Below are 21,756 nucleotides of genomic sequence, written 5' to 3' on the forward strand. Positions count from 1 at the left end.
CGATGCGCCGCCTGCCCTGGACAGAAATCGAAGGCTGGGAAAATGACGATCACGCCGCCGCTCTGGCGGCGTTTCGCGTCACGGCCGATCTGTTCGGGATCGCGGTCGAGGATGGGGCCGATCCGCGCGACTTCTTCGAGGCACATTTCGAGCCCGTCGAGCTTTGTGCGTCTGAGGCCCATTTCACCGGCTATTACGAACCTGAAGTCCCCGGCGCACTAGCCCCCTCGGACCGGTTTGCGCATGCGCTTTATGCATTTCCGGCTGGTATAGAGCCTGAAACGCCCTGGTTCACTCGTGCCGAGATCGTTGCTGGCGACAAGCTCGCGGGGCTGGAACTGGTTTACCTCGAAAGCGCGATCGAGGCGTTTCTGGCGCAGGTGCAGGGCTCGATCCGGGTGCGGCTCGAGGATGGCACGAGCCTGCGGCTGGGCTTTGCGGGCAAGAACGGCCACCCCTATCGCTCAATCGGCAAGGAACTGGTCGCGCGCGGCGTCGCCCCCGCCGCCGAGATGACGCCCGAGGTGATCCGCGACTGGTGTGCGCATCACCCCGAGGCGGTGCAGGATTTGCTCAATACCAACCCGTCCTTCGTGTTCTTCCGCCCACTCGACCTGCCCGAAGAGGCCGGTCCGATTGGCGCGATGGGTCGCTCGGTCACACCCGGGCGCAGTCTGGCCGTCGACCCCGAGATCGTGCCGCTGGGCAGCCCGGCCTGGATCGCCGCGCCCTCGATCGGCGCGCGATTGGTGGTGGCGCAAGATATCGGCTCGGCGATCCGCGGGCTTGGCCGGGGTGATCTATTCCTCGGCTCGGGGCCCGAAGCCGGGCGGGCCGCCGGCGCGCTGAATGAACGCGGACGCATGATCGTGCTGCGGAGGCGCCCATGAGCCGTCGCCGCAAGCTATCCCCTGAAGAGCGCGATCTATGGACCAAGGTCGCCTCGACCACCCGCGCGCTTCGCCCCGACAGGCCCATTTCAGGCGAAACAGAGCCTGAATCGAGCCTGCACGACCGCCTTCCGCCACCCAAGAAACCGCGCCCTGACGTGCGCGATTTCCGTATCGGGCAATCCACGCCGGATTACGCGTTCCGCCATGACCTCGCGCCCTCGATCGCCGAGGGGCTCGCGCGTCAGCCGATCCAGATGGACCGCAAGGCCTATCGCAACATGACCCGCGGCAAGCTTGAACCCGAGGCACGGATCGACCTGCACGGGATGACGCTGGCACAGGCGCATCCGGCGCTCACCCGCTTCATCCTGGGCGCCGAAGGGCGTGGCGCGCGGCTGGTTCTGGTGATTACCGGCAAAGGCAAGATGGGCCTCGACGAAGGCCCGATCCCGCAGCGTCAGGGTGTCTTGCGCCATCAGGTGCCGCATTGGCTGCAACTGCCGCCGCTTGGCGCGGTGGTGTTGCAGGTCACGCCCGCGCATCTGCGCCATGGCGGCTCGGGCGCCTATTACGTCTATCTGCGCCGCCGGGGTTAACCGCCCAGCGGCCGCAGGATGATATGCGTGGTGTTCTGCACGGTGATGATCATCGCCGAGGTCAGATCCTGATGCCCATCCTGCTCGGCCTCCAGCACCGCCGCGACGCGCCCCGTCGCCTGCAGGAGTTTGATCAGCGCCGGCGATTCCCCGATGTTGAAATGCCCGTCACCGGTGTTGAACGCCGCCGTGTCGATCACCGTGAGCTTGAGGTCGGCCAGCTTCGTCACATCCTCCACCAACCCCAATCGAGCCTTTTCACGCGATATCAGGGTCGAAAGTCGCAGCGCCATGTCCTTTTTCGAGGTGAACAGGATGAAAGGCTGCGGCAGCGGCTGCACCTTTTGTGCCTGCGCGCGGAACAGGTCGATGTCGATATCGGGCGAGACCAGAACCACCCCCGAAATCCGGTTCATCAACGCATCCTGCCCCGAGATCCGGATCTGGCGCAGCGTTTCCATGGTCAGCGCCGAGCCCATCGAATGCGCGACGATGGTGATCTTGCGCGCGCCAGCCCGCTGCAGGCTTTGCAGCAGCTCTTCGAACCCGTCGCGCGCGAACAGCGCGGAATCGCGGTCATAGGCATAGCCCATCACATGCGCCTGCGAGGGCCAGGAGTAATGCACGAGCACGCCGGGCAGCGCGAAATCCTCGCCCAATTGCGCCACGCGATAGAGCCCCTCGGCGAAGTTCACGTTGTAGCCATGAACGAAGACGATCGCTTCGTTCCCGTTACGCGCCAAGGCCGTCGACAGATCGGCATCGAACGCCCCGCGCGCCGCGTAGCTTTGGCGCTCGGCCAGCAGGAAATCGTGCTTGGGGTCGGGTTTGCTGTGGATCGTCGGATAGGCGATATCGCCCGTCTCGCGTTCCGGCGGCACCGCGATCTTGAACCGCAAGAGATGTAGTTTCTCACTGCGGCTGTCGCCATACTCGGCGCCAGTGATCCGATCAGGGCCGCGGGTCGTGCCGACGAACACCTCGCGGGTCTCCGCCGCGGGGCCATCAAGCATCGCCAATTCGCCGCGCGGTGCGCAGGCGGCCAGCGTCAGGATCGCGACAAGACAGATTCGCCGAAGCACCGGGAGCCCCCTTTTTGGTGCTTCGAGCATAGCAAATCCGGCGCCCGGTTCCAGCGCCGCGCTAAAGCACGTAGCGGCTCAGGTCGGCGGATTTCGACAACTCGCCCAGGCGCTCCTCGACATAGCCCGCGTTCACCGTCACGCTCTCGCCGAAACGGTCCGGCGCGGTGAAGGACAGCTCCTCGAACACGCGTTCCAGCACGGTATAGAGCCTGCGCGCGCCGATATTCTCGACCGAGCGGTTCACCTCGGCCGCGATCCGCGCGAGCGCCGCGATCCCGTCTTCGGTGAAGGTGACGGCGACATCCTCGGTCTCCATCAGCGCCCTGTATTGCAGGGTCAGCGCGTTGTCGGTCTCGGTCAGGATGCGGGCGAAATCCTCTTCGGTCAGCGCCTGCAGCTCGACCCGGATCGGCAGGCGGCCCTGCAGTTCGGGCAAAAGGTCCGACGGCTTCGCGATGTGGAACGCCCCCGAGGCGATGAACAGGATATGGTCGGTTTTCACCGGCCCATATTTCGTCGAGACCGTCGTGCCCTCGATCAGCGGCAGGAGATCGCGCTGCACGCCTTCGCGCGAGACATCGGCGCCACGCGTTTCGGCGCGAGCGGCGACCTTGTCGATCTCGTCGATGAAGACGATGCCAGATTCCTGCACAGCCTCAAGCGCCGCGGCCTTCACCGCCTCGTCATCCAAAAGCTTGTCGGCCTCTTCCGAGATCAGCACCTCGTAGCTTTCGGCCACGGTCATCTTGCGGCGGCTCTTGCGCCCGCCAAAGGCCTTGAACAGCTCTTCGAGGCCCTGGATCTGCATCTCCATGCCCGGACCACCCATGCCCGCCATCGGGCCGGGGCCGGACGGCTCGGCAACCTCAACCTCGATCACCTTGTCATCAAGCTCGCCCGCCTTGAGCTTGGCGCGGAACATCTCGCGCGTGGCTTCGCGCGCATCCGACCCGGCGATCGCCTCGACGACACGGTCTTCGGCAGCACGATGGGCGCGCGCCTTCACCGCCTCGCGCATCCGTTCGCGGGTTTCGATCATGGCGGCATCGGTCAGGTCGCGGATGATCTGTTCGACATCGCGCCCGACATAGCCCACTTCGGTGAATTTCGTCGCCTCGACCTTGATGAAGGGCGCCTTGGCGAGCTTGGCCAGACGGCGCGAGATTTCGGTCTTGCCGACGCCGGTCGGGCCGATCATCAGGATATTCTTGGGGTAAACCTCGTCGCGCAGCGCGTCGGGCAGCTGCTTGCGCCGCCAGCGGTTGCGCAGCGCCACGGCCACGGCGCGCTTGGCGTCCTTCTGGCCGATGATGAAGCGGTCGAGTTCCGAGACGATCTCGCGCGGGGTGAGGTTGGTCATTTCGAGATGCTCTCCACCGTCAGATTTCCGTTGGTATAGACACAGATATCGGCCGCGATCGCCATCGCCTTGCGGGCGACCTCTTCGGCATCGAGGTCGGTCTCGATCAGCCCGCGCGCGGCGGCGAGGGCGAAATTGCCGCCCGAACCGATGGCGGCGATGTTGTGTTCGGGCTCGAGCACATCGCCCGCACCGGTAATCACGAAAAGATCGGCGCCGTCAGTCACGATGAGCATGGCCTCAAGGTTGCGCAGGTATTTGTCGGTGCGCCAGTCCTTGGCCAGCTCGACGCTGGCGCGGGCCAGTTGCCCGGGCGCGGCCTCAAGTTTCTTCTCAAGCCGTTCGAGCAGAGTGAAGGCATCCGCGGTCGAGCCGGCAAAGCCCGCGACCACCTCATGACCGCCCGGATTGAGGCGGCGCACCTTGCGCGCGGTGCCCTTGATCACGGTCTGACCCAGGCTGACCTGCCCATCGCCCACCACCACGACGCGGCCGCCCTTACGCACGCCGATGATCGTCGTGCCGTGCCAACCGGGGAATTTATCGTCTGCCATCGTGCAACTACCTCCGCCTTTGCGGACTATATGGAGCCCACCGCGCCCTGCCACAACCCCGCGCCCCGTTTCCGGCGCCCCGAAACGAAAAAGGCGCCCCGAGAGGCGCCTTTTCGATGGGTCTGTCAAAGCAATCAGATCGCGGATTCGATCCAGCTTTGCAGCGCGGCCTTGGGGGCGGCACCAACCTTGTTCGAGACGACCTCGCCATCCTTGAACAGGAACAGCGCCGGGATGCCGCGAACGCCAAGAACGGCCGGGCTTTCCGGGTTTTCGTCAACGTTGACCTTCACGATCTTGACCTTGCCCTCGAACTCGGTGGCGAGTTCTTCGAGCGACGGGCCGATCATACGGCAGGGGCCACACCATTCGGCCCAGAAATCGACGACGACGGGGATGGACGACTTGCGCACTTCCTCGTCGAAAGTGGCATCGGTGACAGCGACGGTGGCCATGATTATCTCCTAAGGACAGCTAGGGAAGGAACCTAGGGCGCCCCCCTTGGTGCGTCAAGATGCGGTGTCTGTGCATAGTGCCGCATCTAGTTGTGCCTCGCTGAGCAGCATCGCACTGGCATCCGCCGTCCAGAGGATGCTGCAGGTGATTGTCCGGCCCGGATAAATCTGCCGCAGGGCAGAGCGATAGGCCGCCATCTGGCGCACGATACCAAGGGGCACATCCTCGGGGCGGGCGGGCACGGTGGCGTTGGATTTGTAATCCAGCACGCGCACCAGATCGGGCTCAACCACAAGCCGGTCGATCGTGCCGTGAATGCGCTGCCCGCCCAGCTCGGGCAATTCGGCCGTCACCTCGACCTCGGCCAGGGAGCCGGGAACAAGGAAAGGCTGCATCGCATCGCTCTGCAAAACACGCGTCGCCTCGGCCAAAATAGTCTCTATTTCGGCCAAATCCGTCCCATATTCGGGATCTGACAGCAGAGAAATCGCCTGATCGCGCCACTCGGCCGCGGGCAACTCCGGCAGGTGCTCCAGCAAGAGATGCAGCATCGTGCCGCGTCGCATCGCAGCCTCGGTATCGAGCTGGTTCGCTTCGCCGGGCAGGGCTTTGGCGCCACCCAGATCCGAGGGCGACAGCGCCCGCGTGGGCCGCTCCGGCGCGGGCAGCTTTTGCGCGAACCAGGATGGCAGCGGAGCTTCCTCTGTTGCGCTATCCTTGGCAGGCCCAGCGGTGGGCGCCGGCCATTTGCCCGACGCAAAGCGTTCAATCTGCCCGAAGCCGGAAAGCGTCTCTGAATAAGGCAAAACAGGCTCTAAATCAGCAGAACCCATCGCTTCCTTGACCAACGAATACCAGCTGTCTTCCCCCTCGCCGAGTTTGCCCGCACCGGCAACGATCAGCCAGTGCTCGGCCCGCGTCATCGCGACATACAAGAGCCGCATCCGCTCTTCGTCGCGCGCGGCCTTAGCCAGCGCGATCTGTTCCGCCATCGACAGGGGCGCCGAATCCTGCGGTTGGCGCAGCACCGCGACACCGTTTGCCATCTCAAGGATCAGATCGCGCAGGTCATTCTTGCGCACCATGGTTTCGGGCAAGATCACGATCGGCGCTTCAAGACCCTTCGAGCCATGCACCGTCATCACCCGGATCGCCTTGCCCGCCGACTCGATCTGGCGCTTGACCTGCACCTCGTCGGCCGACAACCAGCCAAGGAAGCCGGTCAGCGAGGGCACCTCGTTACGCTCGAACGCCAGCGCCTGCGCCAGCAACTCGTCGATGCCGTCCTCGGCCTCGGGGCCAAGCCGCGCCAGCAGCTTTTCGCGCCCACCGTGATGGGTCAAAAGTCGCTCGATCAGCTCGAAGGGGCGCAGAAAATCCGCGTTATTGCGCAAATCCTGCAAGATTTCGCGCGTCTCGGCCTGATCCGAGGCATGGCGCAACGCCTCCCAAAGATAGCCCTTTCGCGGCTGCGCGAGATCATAAAGCGCCTGCTCACTCAGGCCGAACAGCGGCGAACGCAGCGCCTCGGCCAGCGCCAGATCGTCTTCGGGGGTGGCCAGAAACGCCAGGACCGAGCGGATATCCTTTACCGCCAGCTCGGCACCAAGCTTCAGCCGATCCGCCCCCGCAATCGCGAGCCCCTTGGCCTTGCAGGCGCGGATCACCTCATGGAACAGCTCGCTGCGACGTTGCACGAGGATCAGGAAATCCCCTTCGTGAACGCGCCGCGCCCCATCTTTTGACGGGATCTGTGTGCCGGCGGCAATAATCCCGGCGATTTCCTCGGCAATCGCCTGCGCCAGCGTCGGATTGTGCTGGCGCTTGTTTTGCAGGTCGATCGGCAACTCCCAATCGGAATCCTCTTCGGCTGGCGCGGCCTCGATCGCGGGCCAGATATCGACACGCCCCGGGTGCTCGAAGAAGGCGATATGCTCGGGCTTGCCGCCAAGCCCGGCATTGGCGCTGCTCTCGAACACCCGATCCACTGCCCGCAGGATCGCGGGCGACGAGCGGAAGGAATGCAGTAGCGCCTCGCTCCGCAGGGGGCGCTGAATCGCCATGAATTTCTCAGAAAAGTGGCTCTCTACCGCCTCAAAATGGCGCAAATCGGCCCCTTGGAAGGAATAGATCGACTGCTTGCGATCGCCCACCACAAAGATCGTCCGGGGCATCGCCCGGGCCGATTCGCCACTGGTGAATTCGTCGGCCAGCCGCTCGATCACGCGCCACTGCCCAGGGCTGGTATCTTGCGCCTCATCCACAAGGATGTGGTCGATCCCGCCATCGAGCCGGAACAGCACCCATTGCGCCACCGACGGCGTCGACAAAAGGTAGCCCGCGCGCTCGATCAGGTCATCGAAATCGAGCAGGCCGCGCAGCCGCTTGCGCTGCGCATAAAGATCGAGGAAGGCACGCGCGAAGCGATGGAAAGACAGGTTACGTTCGACGGCGGCCAGGCCCAGCCGCAGGGGGCGTGCCTCGGCCACGCGCTCCATCAGGTCGTTGAGGTCATCGAGCGTTCCGGCGGGCAGCAGTTTCTGCGTCGGTTTTGTCGGAATAGACCCTATCTTGGCAGAAAATGGCCCTGCTTTCGATGGGCCCGCCCCAGTCAAAAGCCGCCCTTCAAGCACCGTCAGCGCCTCAATCGTCGCCTCCCCGATCGCCGCAAAGATGTCCGCGTTCGTCACGTCAGTCACGCTACCCTTGCGCATGAACGGCACAAGGCCTTGCAGCATCTCGATGTCCTGATCGGTCAGCACATCGTAAAGCAACGCCTCCGGCGTCAGGCCCGGCGGCAGATCGAAAACCGCCATAAGGTCTTCGCGGGTCAGATCGGCCGGAAAGCCCGTGCGATTGCCAATGATATCCTTCAGCAGCCCGCTCAGATCTTCGCTCGTGAAATGGCGCAGCAGGTCATCCAGGAGCCCCGCCTGCGGCCCCGAGGCGATCTCTTCCAGGAGATCCTGCGCCAATAGATCCGTCGCGCGCTCATCCATCTCGGCAAAGCCATGCGGAACGCCCGCCTCAAGCGGAAAACGCCGCAACAGAGACGAACAGAACGAGTGAATCGTCTGGATCTTGAGGCCACCCGGCGCCTCGATCGCCTTGGCAAAAAGGCGCCGCGCCTCGGCCAGATCAGGCTCTGATATGGCGGAATCGATGCCCAATTCGGCCAAAGCCTTGCGTAGATCGGCCTCTGGCAGCATCGCCCATTCGCCCAAACGCTTCAGCAGGCGGTTCTGCATCTCGGCGGCGGCGGCTTTGGTGTAGGTCAGGCACAGGATCTTTTGCGGCTCGGTGCCCTGCATCAGAAGTCGCGCAACGCGATCGGTCAGCACCTTGGTCTTGCCCGAGCCCGCATTGGCCGACAGCCAGACCGAGCTTTCGGGCGAGGCGGCGCGCATCTGGCGCTGGCTGGCGGTGTCCGATTGGCTCATGCCTTGTCCTCCCCGCCCGGTTCCGACAAATCCCACTCACCAAAGCGCGAGAGGTGATCGTAATCGCTGATGTCATCGGATTTCAGCATCGCGCGCCGCGCCGTGTAACCCTGATCGGCCGAAAGATAAGCCGCGATCAACTTGCCCAGTTTTTCCCAGACCTGCGCAATGGTTTCCTCTTTGACAGAGATCTGGCGCACCTTGGCGTCCCGGCTCAGGCCGACATAGGTCATGGCGCTGGTGTGCCGCGGCCCGATCATCTCAAACCCGCCACGCTCGGCGATCGCGGCCTCAAGGAGCAGCTGTTTGTCGTAGCTGAGCACCTGCTTATCGGTCGGTAGCTGCCCGGACTTATAGTCATAAATATGGATCGATCCGTCCTCCAGAAGGTCGATCCGGTCGGGCTTTGCCGTCAGCACAAAAGCAACGTTTTGCAGTGAAACAGAGCCTTTTTGTTCGATAATGACCGGTGTCCCGGCGGCGCTTCTCTCGGCTTCACCCTGGACGAAGCCGCGCGCCATGGCGGCGACGCGCGCGCGCCAGAGGCGCCGCGCGCCGGGGAAAGGCACCTCGGCCTCCAACACCTCGTCAGCCAACGCAAGCAAGCGCGCCTGAGCCGCCTCGGGTGTTTCGTCCTCGGGGCGCGTTCTAATGAACTTTTCGACGATCAGGTGCAAAGCCTGTCCGCGCAGGCGTGCATCCGGCGCAGGCCGCACCGGATCGAGCTTGCGCAGCCTCAGGATCCGTTGCGCATAAATCGCGTAGGGGTCCCGGATCAACGTCTTGATCGCAGTCACCGGTAGTTCGCGCGGGCGCACCTCGGGCGGCGGCCTGGGCGAGGGGCGCGGCTCGGGCTGCGTCGATTTCGCCGGCACATCCAGACGCTCGGCCAGTGCGATCCATTGCGCCCCGCGGGTGCGCATTTCTTCTAGCGCCTTATCGCCGTTCTGCCCCGGCAAGCCACCGATCAGGTTCAGCAAACGGTTCAGCCAGCGCGACGGCACGGTTTCGGCCTCATCGTCGCGGCGCGCGCGGGTCAGGACGACTTCGGGCGCGGCAATCGCCTGCTCGAAGTCATGCGCGGCGAGGCCGATTTGCCTTTCAGGCAATAATAGACCCGATTCAAGCCGCATCCGGCGGCTCAGCCAAGGGTCCGGTTCGGGCGCAGAGGGCCAGACACCTTCATTCAAGCCGCCCAGGATCACAAGGTCCGCATCCTGCGTCCGCGCCTCAAGCGTCCCCCAAATCGCGGCCTGCGGATGAGTCATGCGACCGTGGCGCACCGTCCCGGCCTGCAGGAGACGCGCGACGAGTTCCGCGTGATCCGGGCGCGCAATATCGCCAGCGGCGCCAGCCTCGCGCGACAGCCCCTCCATCACCAGACGCGCCTCGGCGCCCCCCTCTTCGAGCCAAAGTTCGCTCGCACCAGCACTCCCACCCGGCCCTGCGGCCAAGCCTTCGACAATACGCAGAAGACGCGCGACAAACCCTGCCAGACCGAGAGCCAGATCAGGCTCTATTTCGGCCAAAAACGTCGTAATCCATTCCGCCCAAAGCTCTCGCTCACTGGGGTCACGGGCAGCCCAATTCCGCACGGCATCCGCGTCAGGAAAGGCGCAGCCTTTGCGCCGCAAGGTCAGCTCCAGCTCGCGGGTCAGGCGCAGGTGATCCCCGCGCATCGTCGATCCGGTCGCGACCAGCGGATGTTTGAGCAGGATCAGCAGGGTCTCCAGCGTGGGCCGCCGGCCCATCGCCTGCGCAACATGGCGTAACAGCCGCCCCGGCGCCGTCTGATGCAGCGGCTCCCCGGCGCTGTCATCCGGGCGAATGCCCCAGCGATCCAGCGCAACCGACACCCGCCGCGTCAGCATCCGGTCGGGCGAGATCAGTGCCACTTTTCGACCCTGTTCCAGCGCATTTCGCATGATCAGCGCGATCGACAGCGCCTCTTGCCGGGGTGACGCCGCCTCGACCAGAGACACATCACGCATCGCGGAACGCAGGTCACCGAGCCCCTGCCCCTCGCTCATCCATTGATCGGTCACAGGCGCGGGCCGCAACGCCAGCGAGGTCACCCGGTTGCGCGCGGCACATGGTACTGGCGCCTCGGTCCAGCGCTGCACTTCGGCAGGCTGAAGACCAAGCGACCGGCACAGCGCCAGAAAGCGATATTGCGGGTGGTCTTCGAGCGGGATTTCGCTGAAGTCGAGACTATTCCAGACCTCGGGAGGCATCTCGAAATCGAAACCGGGCAACACAACGGCCCCGTTCGCAAGACGCGCGGCGGCTTCCATGATCTGCCGCGTGGCCCCGCGTGAGCCCGTCGAACCCGCGATCAGGATCGGATCGCGCGGCGGTGCGACGCTCCAATTCGCCACCAATGCTTCGATCACCCGCCGTTGGCGCGCCTCAGCGTCAAGCTCGGCGCTATCCTCGAAGAACCGGCCGACGATGCGGATGAATTCGAGGCTGGCGCGCCAGTGTTCGGCATGCGTTTCATCGACATTCAGCCCCTCAAGCGCCGTAACCGAGACACCTTCGGTCTGCATTTCGGCCATCAGCCGCGCCAGACTGTCCGAGAGGCCAAACACGTCCGCGCCCGCCTCGAAACCCGGAAGCCGCTCAACGAATTGCTCGACCAGTTGCGCCAGTTCGAGACGCCGGCGCAATCCGGGGATCGCCGGTGCAAGCCCGGGCACCGGCGCGCGGCCCAGATCGGTCACCAGACCGATTCGCGGCAGGAGCAACGCGCCCTGCGCATCGAACTCCTCTTGCACGCGCCGCTTCATCCGGCCCGCGTTGAGGTAAAGGCGCAACCGTGCCAGCTCTTCGGGCGGGCGATCCCGGTAGCGGTCAATCAGCCCGCGCACGAGTTCAGCGGCAAAGTCGACGCCGGGCGGCAGGGCAAAAAGCGTGGCGCGCGTCATACCCTCATCCCATCATCGCTTCGGCCAGCGGAATGCTTTCGGGCCGACCGACATCACACCAACCGCCCGAATGCACCACGCCAAACAGGCGCCCCTGGGAAATCATCCGATCCCACAGCAGGTTCAGCGAGAATGATTTGCCCGGAATCGTCTCTATTCCAGCCGGATTCACGATTTGTGCGCCGGAATAGACATGACCCGGGCCGCGCGAAAGCCGCCCCTCCGGATCGCAGGAAAAATCGCCCGAGCCGCGATGGCCGACGGCGTTTCCCGGCGGAATCAGCGCGAGCAGAGCGTCCATCCGGTTCGGGTCCCATGCGGCGCGGAGGGTCTGGATCACGTTCGGGCCCGTCCAGATCGCATCGGTATTGAGCGTGAACACCGGGCCGGCGCCCAGCAAGGGCAGCGCCTTTCGCAACCCACCACCCGTTTCAAGGATCTCATCGCTTTCGTCGGAAATCAGAACCTCGCTGCCCGCCAAATGCTCCTCGATCTGCGCGCCAAGATAGTGCGTATTGGCGACGATGCGCCCCATACCCGCCGCCCGCACCAGATCCAGCGCGTGGTCAAGCAGCGGGCGCCCCGCCACTTCCACCAGCGGCTTCGGCCGATTGCGCGTCAGCTCGCCCATCCGCGTGCCGAAACCGGCCGCGAAGAGCATCAAGGCCTCGGGTGTTGTCCGCATTCGGCCCTCAGCTTTTGCAGGAGTTCATCGTCCGGCGCCGGGTAAGCCGCCGCCATCGGCGCACGCAGATCCGCCAGCGCCGGGTGTTCGAGGTTACGCTGAATATAGGCCCAGCTGCGCGGCAAAAGACTGACATACTGCGGCTTGCCACCCGCCTTGCAGAGCCGCGCAAACACCCCGAGGATCCGCAAGGAGCGCTGCAGCCCGAGCAGCGCATAAATCGCCTCAAATCGACCCTGTTCGATCCCGATTTGGCTGGAATAGTGTCGAATTTCGGCATGCTCGACCTCGCGGGAAACCTCCCTCCGGGCATCTTGCAGCGCCGAAACCAGATCATAGGCCGGGTGCGCCGCGACAGCGTCCTGAAAATCCAGAAGCCCCAGCCGCGCCACGCCCGCCCGTTCGGGCAACCAGATGATATTCTCGGCGTGGAAATCACGCAGGCACATCACGAGGTCTTCGCGCGCATACGCCTCGTAGACCTGCCGGATCAGCGCGGGAAGTTGCGCGGCGGTCTCGGGCGAGCGACAGGGATACCACTCGGCGGTGATCGTCACCATCTCGCCCAGCCGGGGGCCATCAAGACGTTCAAGATTGCTCGGCGCGGGATGACGGTGCAGGGCCAGAAGAAACTCGGTGATTGCCCGGTAAAGCGGTGCCTCGCGATCGGGGTGCGCGGCGACCAGCCGCGCGATCAGACCGTCGCCAAGGTCTTCGAGCAACAAGAGCCCGCGCAGAGCATCTTGGGCGAAAAGGCGGGGTGCCGAATAGCCCTGCGTCAGCAACCATTCCGCAATCTCAACGAAGCGGGGCGTGTCTCCGCCGGGCGGCGCATCCATCAGGATCGCGGCGTCCTCGCCCCGGCGCAGGCGCTGATAGCGGCGCGTCGAGGCGTCGCCGGTCAGCGCCGCGCGCGACGCCGATCCCCAGCCTGCGTCCGTCAGGAACCGGTCGATTTCATCCGCCCGCGCCGTCATGGGCAAATCCCGGCAAGGCGCGGGTCCCAGTCCGGGCCCCCGGAAATCTCGACAACGCGCGACGCGCCCCCCGCAGCCAGCGAGAAGGACAGGCGCAGCGCCCCCTCCGGCACGAGTTCGGCCAGCCGGTCGGGCCATTCGACAAGGCAGATCGCGGTTTCAAACGCCTCGTCCAGTCCCAGCTCGATCACCTCGTCCGGGTGCGTCAGGCGGTAAAGATCAGCGTGCCAGATCTCGACATCGGCGTCATAGGTCTGCACCAGCGTGAAGGTCGGCGAGGGGATGTCTTCGTGCCTGCCCAGCCGTGCCAGCCGCGCGGCGATCAGCGCGCGGGCGAAATGGGTCTTGCCCGCGCCGATCTGGCCATCGAGCAGCAGAACATCACCCGCATCGAGGCGGTCGGCAAAGGCCTGACCCAGACGCGCGGTGGCGTCGGCATCGGCGAGATCGAGGTGGCAAATAACCCGCGGCATGGGTGCAGTTTTACCGCCCCGCCTGCCCGCCGCAAGACGCGATCACTCCGCCGGCAGTCCGGGACGGGTTTGGGCATGCTCCAGTGTCGGCTTGTGCGCCATGCTCTCCGCCTGCACGGGCCAGAAACGCACCATGACAGCACCGCCGGGCAGGCCTGACATTTCATAACCAAGGGACTGCCCGGTGCGCATCTCGACACGGCCCGAAATCGCGGTGGCGACCCCGATCCTGTTGGCGAAGTCACGCATTTTCGCCCAGGTCGGATCGGGGCGGCATTGGTCTTGCCAGATCCGCGTCGCATCCGCGAAGGTGAAGCGCCCAAGGCTCGAATCCGGCTCAACTCCCCAGAGTTTGGCGAAGGCGGCGTTAGACATCGCCAGCTCTCCTGAGGCCTGAAACACGGCAACCCCGTCAGGCAGCAGATCGAACACACGATGCGACAGCTCAAGCTCGGCCCGGAACCGCCGCGTCAGAGCAATCTCGGAGGAAATATCCTCGAACAGGAAGGCCACCGCGCCATTGGGGTGCGGGCGCCCGGTCACGCGATAGGTCTGCCCGCTGGGAAGGCTCCAAGTTTCGGTGTGGAACCCTGCCGCCGAGGCTTTCTCAAGCTCGGTCATCTGCAGCCGCCAGCTACGGTAATCCTTGGGTTCGGGGACCATGCGCGCCTCGCGCAGCCGGTCGAGAAAGGCGTAAAGCGTCGGGCGCGCCGACAGGAACTCGGGGCCAAGCTGCGTCAGGTCGAGCAGCGCGGGGTTGAACAGCTGCAACTGCCGCTGCCGGTCAAACACCGCAAGGCCGATCGGCAGGTCGGCGAAGGTCTTGGTCAGGGTCTGAACGAAGTCGCGCAGGGTTTTTTCGGCGCGCACGGCCGAATCCGCCGAGAGCGCGAAATGCAGCGTGCCCTTGGTGTAAGGATAGGCGTAGCAATCGAACCAGCGCCCCTCGTCCGAACCGTCATCGACACGCGCGCGGCGCGGCGCGCCCGGTGCACCTTCCTGCGCGAGAGGGAATATCTTGGGCAAAGGCCAGATCAGGGTCTCTTCAGCATGATCGAGCGCGCCCGACTGCAGGATATAGGCCCGGTTCGCCCAGCTGACCTCACCCGAAGCATCCTCGCGCCAGACCAGCGTCGGCGCGTGATCGAGCGTGTCGCGCAAAAGATCCAGTTCATCCTCGATCGCGCGCATCGAAAGGCCATCGACCAGAACCCCGCGCCCCTCGGCGGAGGGATCGACCAAGGTCAGCCGCGCCAGCCCCGCGACATCTTCGGCGATCAGGCGGATCGGGGCGCGATCACCGTCTTCGCTTCGGCCCGTCATCTCGATCCGGCCTTCGGCGCTCAAGGCGGCCATGCGCCCCGGAAAATCGTCAAGCCGCGGCCCGAGGAACGCAGCGAGCCGGGCCCAATCGGACCCAGCCAGCAGCACCGCCTCCAGCAGTTTGCGCGCCGGAACCGTGGCGTCGACCAGATCCTGATCGTCGAACAGGAACACCGTCTGTTCAACCTCGGGCACCGGGCTCGCCTTGAGCGCCGGACGCAGACGCTGACCCGTGATGAAAGAGATCGCAATCAGGGCGACCACCGCGGCGAAAACCGAGGTAAATGCAATAAGAGCGGCCTGAATCCAGTGATCCATGACGATGCAGCCTTGTTACCTGTCCCGGGGATCACGGTGGGCAAGAAAGGTTAATGCGCCGTTAAGCACCACCTGGTTTTCGTTAATTCACGGGCTTTCAGGCCTTGAACGGGAGGTTTTCGCCCAGAGCTTCGCTGGAAGGCGCCAGAATCCGCTGCACCGGCCAGGTCACCTCGATCACCGCGCCCGAGCGGCGCGGATGCTCGGCGTTGCGCACATAGGGCGCGGTGCCATTGGCAAAGCTCACCCGCGCGCCGGTGCGTTCGGCCAGCGTCTTGGCGATGAACAGCCCCAACCCCATGCCTTCGTATCCGGGCCGCTGGGATCGCTCGGAGGCCGAGGGGCGGTTGTGCAGGAACGGGTCGCCGATGCGATGGATCACCGAGGGCGCATAGCCCTTGCCATCGTCACTGACCCGCACCGTCAGAAATTGATCGTCCCATTCCGCCTCGACCCAGACTGTGCTGAAGGCGAAATCCACGGCGTTCTGGATGAAGTTCCGCAGCGCATGGATCACCTCGGGGTAGCGATGGATCGTGGGCTGCCGGTCCGAGCCGCCGGTCGAGGGCATCGCGTCGAAATAAATTGCCTTGCCGCGATCCAGATGCGGCTCGGCCGCCTCGCGCAGCACCGCAAGAACCGGCGCGCTGCGCAGGTGCAGGTCGTCCTTGCCGGCCCGGCCCATCGAGTGAAGGATATCGCGGCAACGGTCAGCCTGCTGACGGATCAGCTCGGCGTCTTCGCGCAGCTCGGGTCGGTCATCCAGCTCATCGGCCAGCTCCGAGGAGACCAGCTTGATCGTCGCCAGCGGCGTGCCCAGCTCGTGCGCGGCGGCGGCCACCACGCCGCCAAGATCGGTAAGCTTCTGTTCCCGCGCGAGCGCCATCTGCGTCGCCACCAGCGCATCCGACATGGTGTGAATTTCATGCGCGATGCGGTGCGCATAGCCGCCCAGAAACGCCACCCCGATCACAATCGCCAGCCAGGCACCGAATTCGAGGATCGGCGGGATGCCGATGGTTTCGCCGCTCATCAACCGCAGCGGCTCGGCGTAGATCGCGGTCAGGGTGATCATGCCGATCGTCGCCGCGCCCAGCATCAGCGTCGGCTTCCGTTCAAGCGCGGTCGCCGCAATCGTCACCGGCACGAGGATCAGCAGCGCGAAGGGGTTGTTCATCCCCCCCGTCAGCATCAGCAACAGCGCCAGTTGCGCGGTATCGAACAACAGCATCGCCGCCGCTTCGGTCTGCGTCAGGCGCTTGTTCTCCGGGAAGTGATAGATCGCGACAAGGTTCGCCGCCGCCGAAGCCCCGACCGTCGCGAGGCACAGCGGCAGATCCAGCGCGATCCGATAATAGAGCACCGCCACCGCAATCGCGCCCAACTGCCCCAGAACTGCCGTCCAGCGCAAAAAGATCAGCGTGCGCAGCCTCACCCAATCGTGATGCGCAACCATCAGCGTTTGATCTGTCGCAAAGTCTTGTTCTTGCTCTTTTGACAAAAGATAAATCTCAGTGTCAGGTTTACTGCCTCGTAAAGCGATATTAGACACTCAGAGAGACGAAACGCAAAGACGAATACAGGACGCTTGGATGGCCATCACAACTCGGACCTACGCGATCATCGCCGCGACTGCCGTCGTCGCCGGTTTGGGAGTGATGTGGCTCGCGACGAATTCGCAGCAGGCGCAGCCCGAAAGCACCGATGTTTTCGCGCAATGCCGCCAGGGCGTGGTGAGCGGTGCCGGCGCGATCGGCGGCGCCTTTGAACTGGTGTCGGAAACCGGCGCGACCGTGACCGAGAAAGACGTCATCACCAAGCCGTCGCTATTGTATTTCGGCTATACCTATTGCCCCGATGTCTGCCCGCTCGACAGCACGCGCAACGCCGAGGCCGTCTATCTGCTGGATGACCGCGGCTATGATGTGACCCCGGTGTTCATCTCGGTCGACAGCGCTCGCGACACGCCCGAGCTTCTGGCCGAGTTCACCGATATCATGCATCCGCGCATGATCGGCCTTTCGGGCAGCGAAGAGCAGATCAAGGCCGCCTCGAAAGCCTATCGCACCTATTTCAAGGTGCAGGACCCGAGCGACCCCTACACGCTCATCGACCACTCGACCCAGACCTATCTGGTGTTTCCCGACACCGGCTTCGTCGAATTTTTCAACCGCGACGTGACGCCCGAAGACATGGCCGATCGCGTCGCCTGTTTCGTCGACGCCTGGAAGACAACCCAACCGGGAGGGGCGCAGTAACGCGCGGCACCGATCAAGGAGGAGCAAACATGGCCGAAGAAGAAAAACTCGATCTGGGCTCGGATCCTTCCCTGCTGCTCGTCGATGACGATGTGCCGTTCCTGAGCCGCCTCGCGCGGGCGATGGAAAAGCGCGGCTTCAAGCCCGTCACCGCGGAAACCGTCGCCGCCGGAAAGGCGATCGCGCAATCGGACGCGCCCGCCTATGCGGTAATCGACCTGCGGCTTGAAGACGGCAACGGCCTTGATGTGGTCGAATTGCTGCGCCAGCGCCGCCCCGATGCGCGGATCGTCGTGCTGACCGGCTATGGTGCGATTGCTACTGCTGTGGCGGCGGTGAAAATGGGTGCGACCGATTATCTGTCGAAGCCCGCCGACGCGACCGACATCACCAACGCGCTGCTGGCGCGCGGAGAAGACCTGCCGCCGCCGCCGGAAAACCCGATGAGTGCGGATCGCGTGCGTTGGGAACATATCCAGCGGGTCTACGAGCTTTGCGACCGCAACGTCTCGGAAACCGCCCGGCGCCTGAATATGCACCGCCGCACGCTTCAGCGGATTTTGGCTAAACGCAGCCCGAGATAATATCCTTTTGCACAGGTATTCATTGGTCGGGGTTGTATTTTTTTAAAACACCCGACCTATTCCTGCGGAATATTTATTCCGGAGGCAGAAATGGATCTTGAGACCCTCTCGCTTGCTGAACTGAAAGCCCTGCGCAACCGCGTCGATCACGCGATTGCCTCTTTCGAAGAGCGCAAGAAAAAAGAAGCCGCCCAGCAGCTTGAAGAAAAAGCCCGCGAAATGGGGTATTCCCTGAGCGAGCTTGCCGGGCTGTCGGCGGTGAAAAAGCGCAAGCCCGCCGCGCCGAAATACGCCAATCCGGCGGATACGTCGCAAACCTGGACCGGGCGCGGGCGCAAGCCGCTTTGGGTGCAGGCGGCGCTGGACGCGGGTAAATCGCTCGACGATCTGAAGATCTGAGTAAAAGGCCGGGCAACCGGCCTTTTATTTTTCCGCCGCGATCTCGGCCAGCAACGCATCATGGCGCGCGGTATATTCGGCGCGCACCTCGGGCGCCGGACGCAGGCGGATTTTCAACCCGCGCGTCACCGCCGGGTCGATCTTGCCAAAGAGCTTGTCGGCCTCGGATTTGGAAAACCCGGCGAGCTGCTCGGCCTCAAGCCGCGCCGAAACGATATCCGCCGACTTGATCGCCTTCTTGATCGGCGCGGGCAGCACCGCAGGCAGACCAAAGCGCAGATGCACCGCCGCCGTCAGTCGCCGGTCCAGCTCGCCATAGCCAGCGCCGATCGTGGCCTTCACCGGCGAAATCATGTCCCCCAGCACATATTCGGGCGCGTCATGCAGCAGCGCGGCCAGCTTCCAGCGCGCCCCGATGCCCGGATTCTGCCGCGCGAAGATCTGTTCGACGAACAGCGAATGCTCGGCCACCGAATAGGGAAAATCGCCCAGCGTCTGTCCGTTCCAGCGCGCCACAAACGCCAGCCCATGCGCGATGTCCTCGACCTCGACATCCAGAGGGGTCGGGTCCAGCAGGTCCAGCCGCCGCCCCGAGAGCATCCTTTGCCACGCGCGCGCCATTTTGCCTCCGTCAGGTCAGTTCCGCGGATCGGGCTACCCGAACCGGCCCGCTCTGTAAACGATGGGCTGCGGCATTGCATTGCCGCAAGCGGAAGCCGGTGCTAAAGAGCCCGCAAAATAAAGGTTAGGAGCACGGCATGGCCGATTACATCATCAAGGATATCGCGCTTGCGGATTATGGCCGCAAGGAACTGGATATCGCGGAAACCGAAATGCCCGGTCTGATGGCTCTGCGTGAAGAGTATGGCAGCGCAAAACCCCTGAAAGGCGCCCGTATCGCGGGGTCGCTGCACATGACCGTGCAGACCGCCGTTCTGATCGAGACGCTGAAGGCGCTGGGCGCCGATGTGCGCTGGGCCTCGTGCAACATCTTCTCGACGCAGGACCACGCGGCGGCGGCGATCGCTGCGGGCGGCACCCCGGTCTTTGCGATCAAGGGCGAGACGCTCGAAGACTACTGGGCCTATACCGACAAGATTTTCCAGTTCGAGGAAGGCACCTGCAACATGATCCTCGACGATGGCGGGGATGCGACGCTGTATATCCTGCTGGGCGCGCGCGTCGAAGCGGGCGAAACCGGCCTGATCGAAGTGCCGACCAGCGAGGAAGAGGTCTGCCTCTTCAACCAGATCAAGAAGCGCCTTGCCGAAACCCCCGGCTGGTTCACCAAGCAACGCGACGCGATCAAGGGCGTTTCCGAGGAAACCACCACCGGCGTGCACCGTCTTTACGACCTGCACAAGAAGGGCCTCCTGCCCTTCCCGGCGATCAACGTGAACGATTCCGTCACCAAGTCGAAATTCGACAACAAATACGGCTGCAAAGAATCGCTCGTTGACGGCATCCGCCGCGCAACCGACGTTATGATGGCCGGCAAGGTCGCCGTGGTCTGCGGCTATGGCGATGTGGGCAAGGGCTCGGCCGCCTCGCTGCGCGGCGCGGGCGCCCGCGTGAAGGTGACCGAGGTCGACCCGATCTGCGCGCTGCAAGCGGCGATGGACGGGTTCGAGGTCGTCGTGCTCGAAGACGTGGTCGACAGCGCCGACATCTTCATCACCACCACCGGCAACAAGGACGTGATCCGCATCGAGCATATGCGCGAGATGAAGGACATGGCGATCGTCGGCAACATCGGCCATTTCGACAACGAGATTCAGGTCGCCGCGCTGAAAAACCACAAATGGACCAACATCAAGGACCAGGTGGATATGATCGAGATGCCCTCGGGCGCGCGGATCATCCTCTTGTCCGAGGGCCGCCTGCTGAACCTCGGCAACGCCACCGGCCACCCGAGCTTCGTGATGTCGGCCTCGTTCACCAACCAGGTGCTGGCGCAGCTCGAGCTGTGGACCAAGGGCGACGAGTATCAGCCCGGCGTCTACATCCTGCCCAAGCATCTCGATGAAAAGGTCGCGCGCCTGCATCTGGCCAAGATCGGCGTCAAGCTGACCACGCTGCGCCCCGATCAGGCGGAGTATATCGGCGTCACCGTCGAAGGCCCGTTCAAGGCGGATCACTACCGCTACTAATACTTGCCGCTACGGCATTTGACGGGCGGGGGCGCGGCCTCCGCCCGTTTTGCGTTGCGGGCCTGCGAATAACCGCCGCAAGTGGAAAAACCGGGGAAATTTTCCCTTGGTTGGTGCAAGGCTTCGTCTTAGCATCCCGGGCGTGACGGCCATTGATCGGCCGGACGGAAACAACGGGTAGGAAAAACCATGGGAAAACGTGACGAGTTGATCGCCAAATATGCCGACGATCTGAAAAACAAATGCGGCATGGAGCCGGATATGGACCTGCTGACCAAGGTCACCATCGGCTGCGGCCCGGCGATCTACAACGCGGATGCCGAAACCGTCGCGGCCTCGGACAAATCCGAGCTGGAAACGGTGAAAAACAATTTCCTCGTGAAGAAGCTCGGCCTCGCGGACGGCCCCGAACTGATGGATGCGATCGACAGCGTCGTGGAAACCTATGGCCGCTCGGAGCGCAATAAATACCGCGCCGTGGTCTATTACATGCTGACCAAGCATTTCGGCAAAGAAGCCGTCTACGGCTGATCCTTTGCCAGGCCGCAATCATGCCCGGGGCCGAAGGCTCCGGGCATTTGCGTTCAGATCAGACCCTTGATGCCCGCGACATGTTCGGGCGTCGCGCCGCGCGCATCCGCGGCGAGGGTCATAACGGTTTCGTTCAAGGCCTCGGGCGCGACGATCCGGTCTATCAGCCCCCAGGACAGCGCCTCTTCGGCCTCGATCTTCTGCCCCGCCATCAGGATCATCTTGGCCCGCGCCGGTCCGACCAGCGCCGCCATCCGTTTCGGGTCCGAAGGCTGCGGCAGGAAACCGAGCTTCATCACCGGGTAAAAGAACTTGGCCGAGGGCACCGCAATGCGCAGATCGCAGGCCAGCACCATCCCCATCGCGCCCCCCGCAAGCGTCCCGTTCAGCGCCGCGATCGTGAGGCAGGGCAGCGCCGCGATCGCGCCCGAAAGACGCTCCCAAACCCCATCCGTCGCGAGCCCCGCGCGCGCCTCGTCCAGATCCGCGCCGGCGGAAAACACCTTGCCCTCGCCGCGCAGCACAAAGACCCGCGCGCCCTCGCGTGCGGCCGCCTCTGCGGTCTCGGCAATCGTGCGCAGCATTTCACCTGTCAGCGAGTTCGCCTTGTCGGCCCGATCGATGGTGACGGTCCACAGACCGTCCTCCTTTTCCACTCGGATCATCCGCTCATCCTTTGTTCATTTCCTCGTGTGCTAAAGGAGCGCCAAGTCTTGACCATTGCAAGCGCTGGCGAGAAGGTGAGGC

Annotated in this window: 20 protein-coding genes; 7 read left to right on the forward strand and 13 right to left on the reverse strand. The window is 64.1% G+C overall.

The genetic code is table 11. The features are described from left to right. Positions 1–2 precede the first annotated feature (2 nt). Both mltA and CLN94_RS08340 read left to right on the forward strand, forming a co-directional pair. A complete protein-coding gene (gene mltA, locus CLN94_RS08335) occupies positions 3–890 on the forward strand; it encodes a murein transglycosylase A (RefSeq protein ID WP_096433103.1) in 888 nt (295 codons plus the stop codon). Continuing rightward, entirely contained in the window at positions 887–1,489 is a 603-nt protein-coding gene (locus CLN94_RS08340) for a Smr/MutS family protein (RefSeq protein ID WP_096433105.1), read from the forward strand. Before mltA ends, CLN94_RS08340 begins: the two co-directional genes overlap by 4 nt. On the opposite strand, the gene CLN94_RS08345 is transcribed toward CLN94_RS08340, so the two are convergent. The 11 genes from CLN94_RS08345 to regB form a co-directional block, all read right to left on the reverse strand. After that, on the reverse strand, positions 1,486–2,571 hold the full coding sequence (locus tag CLN94_RS08345; RefSeq protein WP_179300274.1) for an alpha/beta hydrolase: 1,086 nt from the start codon (positions 2,569–2,571) through the stop codon (positions 1,486–1,488). The two genes, CLN94_RS08340 and CLN94_RS08345, sit on opposite strands and share 4 nt — an antisense overlap. A 61-nt stretch (positions 2,572–2,632) precedes the next feature. Then, a complete protein-coding gene (gene hslU / locus CLN94_RS08350; RefSeq protein WP_096433109.1) occupies positions 2,633–3,934 on the reverse strand; it encodes an ATP-dependent protease ATPase subunit HslU in 1,302 nt (433 codons plus the stop codon). After that, complete coding sequence (gene hslV / locus CLN94_RS08355) at positions 3,931–4,488, reverse strand: ATP-dependent protease subunit HslV (RefSeq protein WP_096433111.1); 558 nt, start codon at positions 4,486–4,488, stop codon at positions 3,931–3,933. The genes hslU and hslV overlap by 4 nt, the downstream gene beginning before the upstream one ends. 134 nt (positions 4,489–4,622) lie before the next feature. Continuing rightward, positions 4,623–4,943 carry a thioredoxin gene (trxA, locus tag CLN94_RS08360; RefSeq protein ID WP_096433113.1) on the reverse strand — a complete coding sequence of 107 codons (321 nt, stop codon included), beginning with the start codon at positions 4,941–4,943 and terminating at the stop codon, positions 4,623–4,625. Positions 4,944–4,997: 54 nt separating this feature from the next. Next, positions 4,998–8,384, reverse strand: coding sequence for a double-strand break repair helicase AddA (gene addA, locus CLN94_RS08365; RefSeq protein WP_096433115.1), 3,387 nt, complete (start codon positions 8,382–8,384; stop codon positions 4,998–5,000). Then, on the reverse strand, positions 8,381–11,311 hold the full coding sequence (gene addB, locus CLN94_RS08370; protein WP_096433117.1) for a double-strand break repair protein AddB: 2,931 nt from the start codon (positions 11,309–11,311) through the stop codon (positions 8,381–8,383). The genes addA and addB overlap by 4 nt, the downstream gene beginning before the upstream one ends. A gap of 4 nt (positions 11,312–11,315) precedes the next feature. Then, a complete protein-coding gene (locus CLN94_RS08375; RefSeq protein WP_096433119.1) occupies positions 11,316–11,996 on the reverse strand; it encodes a nucleotidyltransferase family protein in 681 nt (226 codons plus the stop codon). Next, positions 11,972–12,973, reverse strand: a complete 1,002-nt coding sequence (locus CLN94_RS08380; protein WP_096433121.1) for an aminoglycoside phosphotransferase family protein — start codon at positions 12,971–12,973, stop codon at positions 11,972–11,974. The genes CLN94_RS08375 and CLN94_RS08380 overlap by 25 nt, the downstream gene beginning before the upstream one ends. Then, positions 12,970–13,446: a tRNA (adenosine(37)-N6)-threonylcarbamoyltransferase complex ATPase subunit type 1 TsaE gene (tsaE, locus tag CLN94_RS08385; RefSeq protein ID WP_096433123.1), complete on the reverse strand. Its 477-nt coding sequence runs from the start codon at positions 13,444–13,446 to the stop codon at positions 12,970–12,972. The genes CLN94_RS08380 and tsaE overlap by 4 nt, the downstream gene beginning before the upstream one ends. Before the next feature lie 42 nt (positions 13,447–13,488). Further along, positions 13,489–15,087, reverse strand: coding sequence for a PAS-domain containing protein (locus tag CLN94_RS08390; protein ID WP_096433125.1), 1,599 nt, complete (start codon positions 15,085–15,087; stop codon positions 13,489–13,491). A 97-nt stretch (positions 15,088–15,184) separates the two neighbouring features. Next, positions 15,185–16,543, reverse strand: coding sequence for a sensor histidine kinase RegB (gene regB, locus CLN94_RS08395; protein ID WP_096433127.1), 1,359 nt, complete (start codon positions 16,541–16,543; stop codon positions 15,185–15,187). Between the two features lie 136 nt (positions 16,544–16,679). On the opposite strand from regB, the gene CLN94_RS08400 reads away from it, so the two are divergent. The 3 genes from CLN94_RS08400 (at position 16,680) to CLN94_RS08410 (ending at position 18,328) form a co-directional block, all read left to right on the forward strand. Beyond that, the gene (locus CLN94_RS08400) at positions 16,680–17,345 is read left to right on the forward strand and encodes an SCO family protein (RefSeq protein ID WP_096433129.1); all 666 of its coding nucleotides are present in this window, start codon (positions 16,680–16,682) and stop codon (positions 17,343–17,345) included. A 29-nt stretch (positions 17,346–17,374) separates the two neighbouring features. After that, positions 17,375–17,929, forward strand: coding sequence for an ActR/PrrA/RegA family redox response regulator transcription factor (locus CLN94_RS08405; RefSeq protein WP_096433131.1), 555 nt, complete (start codon positions 17,375–17,377; stop codon positions 17,927–17,929). A gap of 90 nt (positions 17,930–18,019) precedes the next feature. Further along, entirely contained in the window at positions 18,020–18,328 is a 309-nt protein-coding gene (locus CLN94_RS08410) for an H-NS histone family protein (RefSeq protein WP_096433133.1), read from the forward strand. A gap of 24 nt (positions 18,329–18,352) precedes the next feature. On the opposite strand, the gene CLN94_RS08415 is transcribed toward CLN94_RS08410, so the two are convergent. After that, the gene (locus CLN94_RS08415) at positions 18,353–18,949 is read right to left on the reverse strand and encodes an HD domain-containing protein (RefSeq protein WP_096433135.1); all 597 of its coding nucleotides are present in this window, start codon (positions 18,947–18,949) and stop codon (positions 18,353–18,355) included. A gap of 137 nt (positions 18,950–19,086) precedes the next feature. Between CLN94_RS08415 and ahcY the strand changes: the two genes are divergently transcribed. Both ahcY and CLN94_RS08425 read left to right on the forward strand, forming a co-directional pair. Continuing rightward, positions 19,087–20,478 (forward strand): adenosylhomocysteinase, encoded by a 1,392-nt coding sequence (ahcY, locus tag CLN94_RS08420; RefSeq protein WP_096433137.1) that lies wholly within the window; start codon positions 19,087–19,089, stop codon positions 20,476–20,478. Positions 20,479–20,667: 189 nt separating this feature from the next. After that, positions 20,668–21,009, forward strand: a complete 342-nt coding sequence (locus CLN94_RS08425; RefSeq protein ID WP_096433139.1) for a DUF2853 family protein — start codon at positions 20,668–20,670, stop codon at positions 21,007–21,009. A gap of 53 nt (positions 21,010–21,062) precedes the next feature. Here the strand turns inward: CLN94_RS08425 and CLN94_RS08430 are convergent, their stop codons facing one another. Beyond that, positions 21,063–21,674, reverse strand: coding sequence for an enoyl-CoA hydratase/isomerase family protein (locus tag CLN94_RS08430; protein ID WP_096433141.1), 612 nt, complete (start codon positions 21,672–21,674; stop codon positions 21,063–21,065). Between the last annotated feature and the right edge of the window lie 82 nt (positions 21,675–21,756).

Source organism: Pseudothioclava arenosa (assembly GCF_002358085.1).
In the GTDB taxonomy this organism is placed as follows: Bacteria; Pseudomonadota; Alphaproteobacteria; order Rhodobacterales; family Rhodobacteraceae; genus Pseudothioclava; species Pseudothioclava arenosa.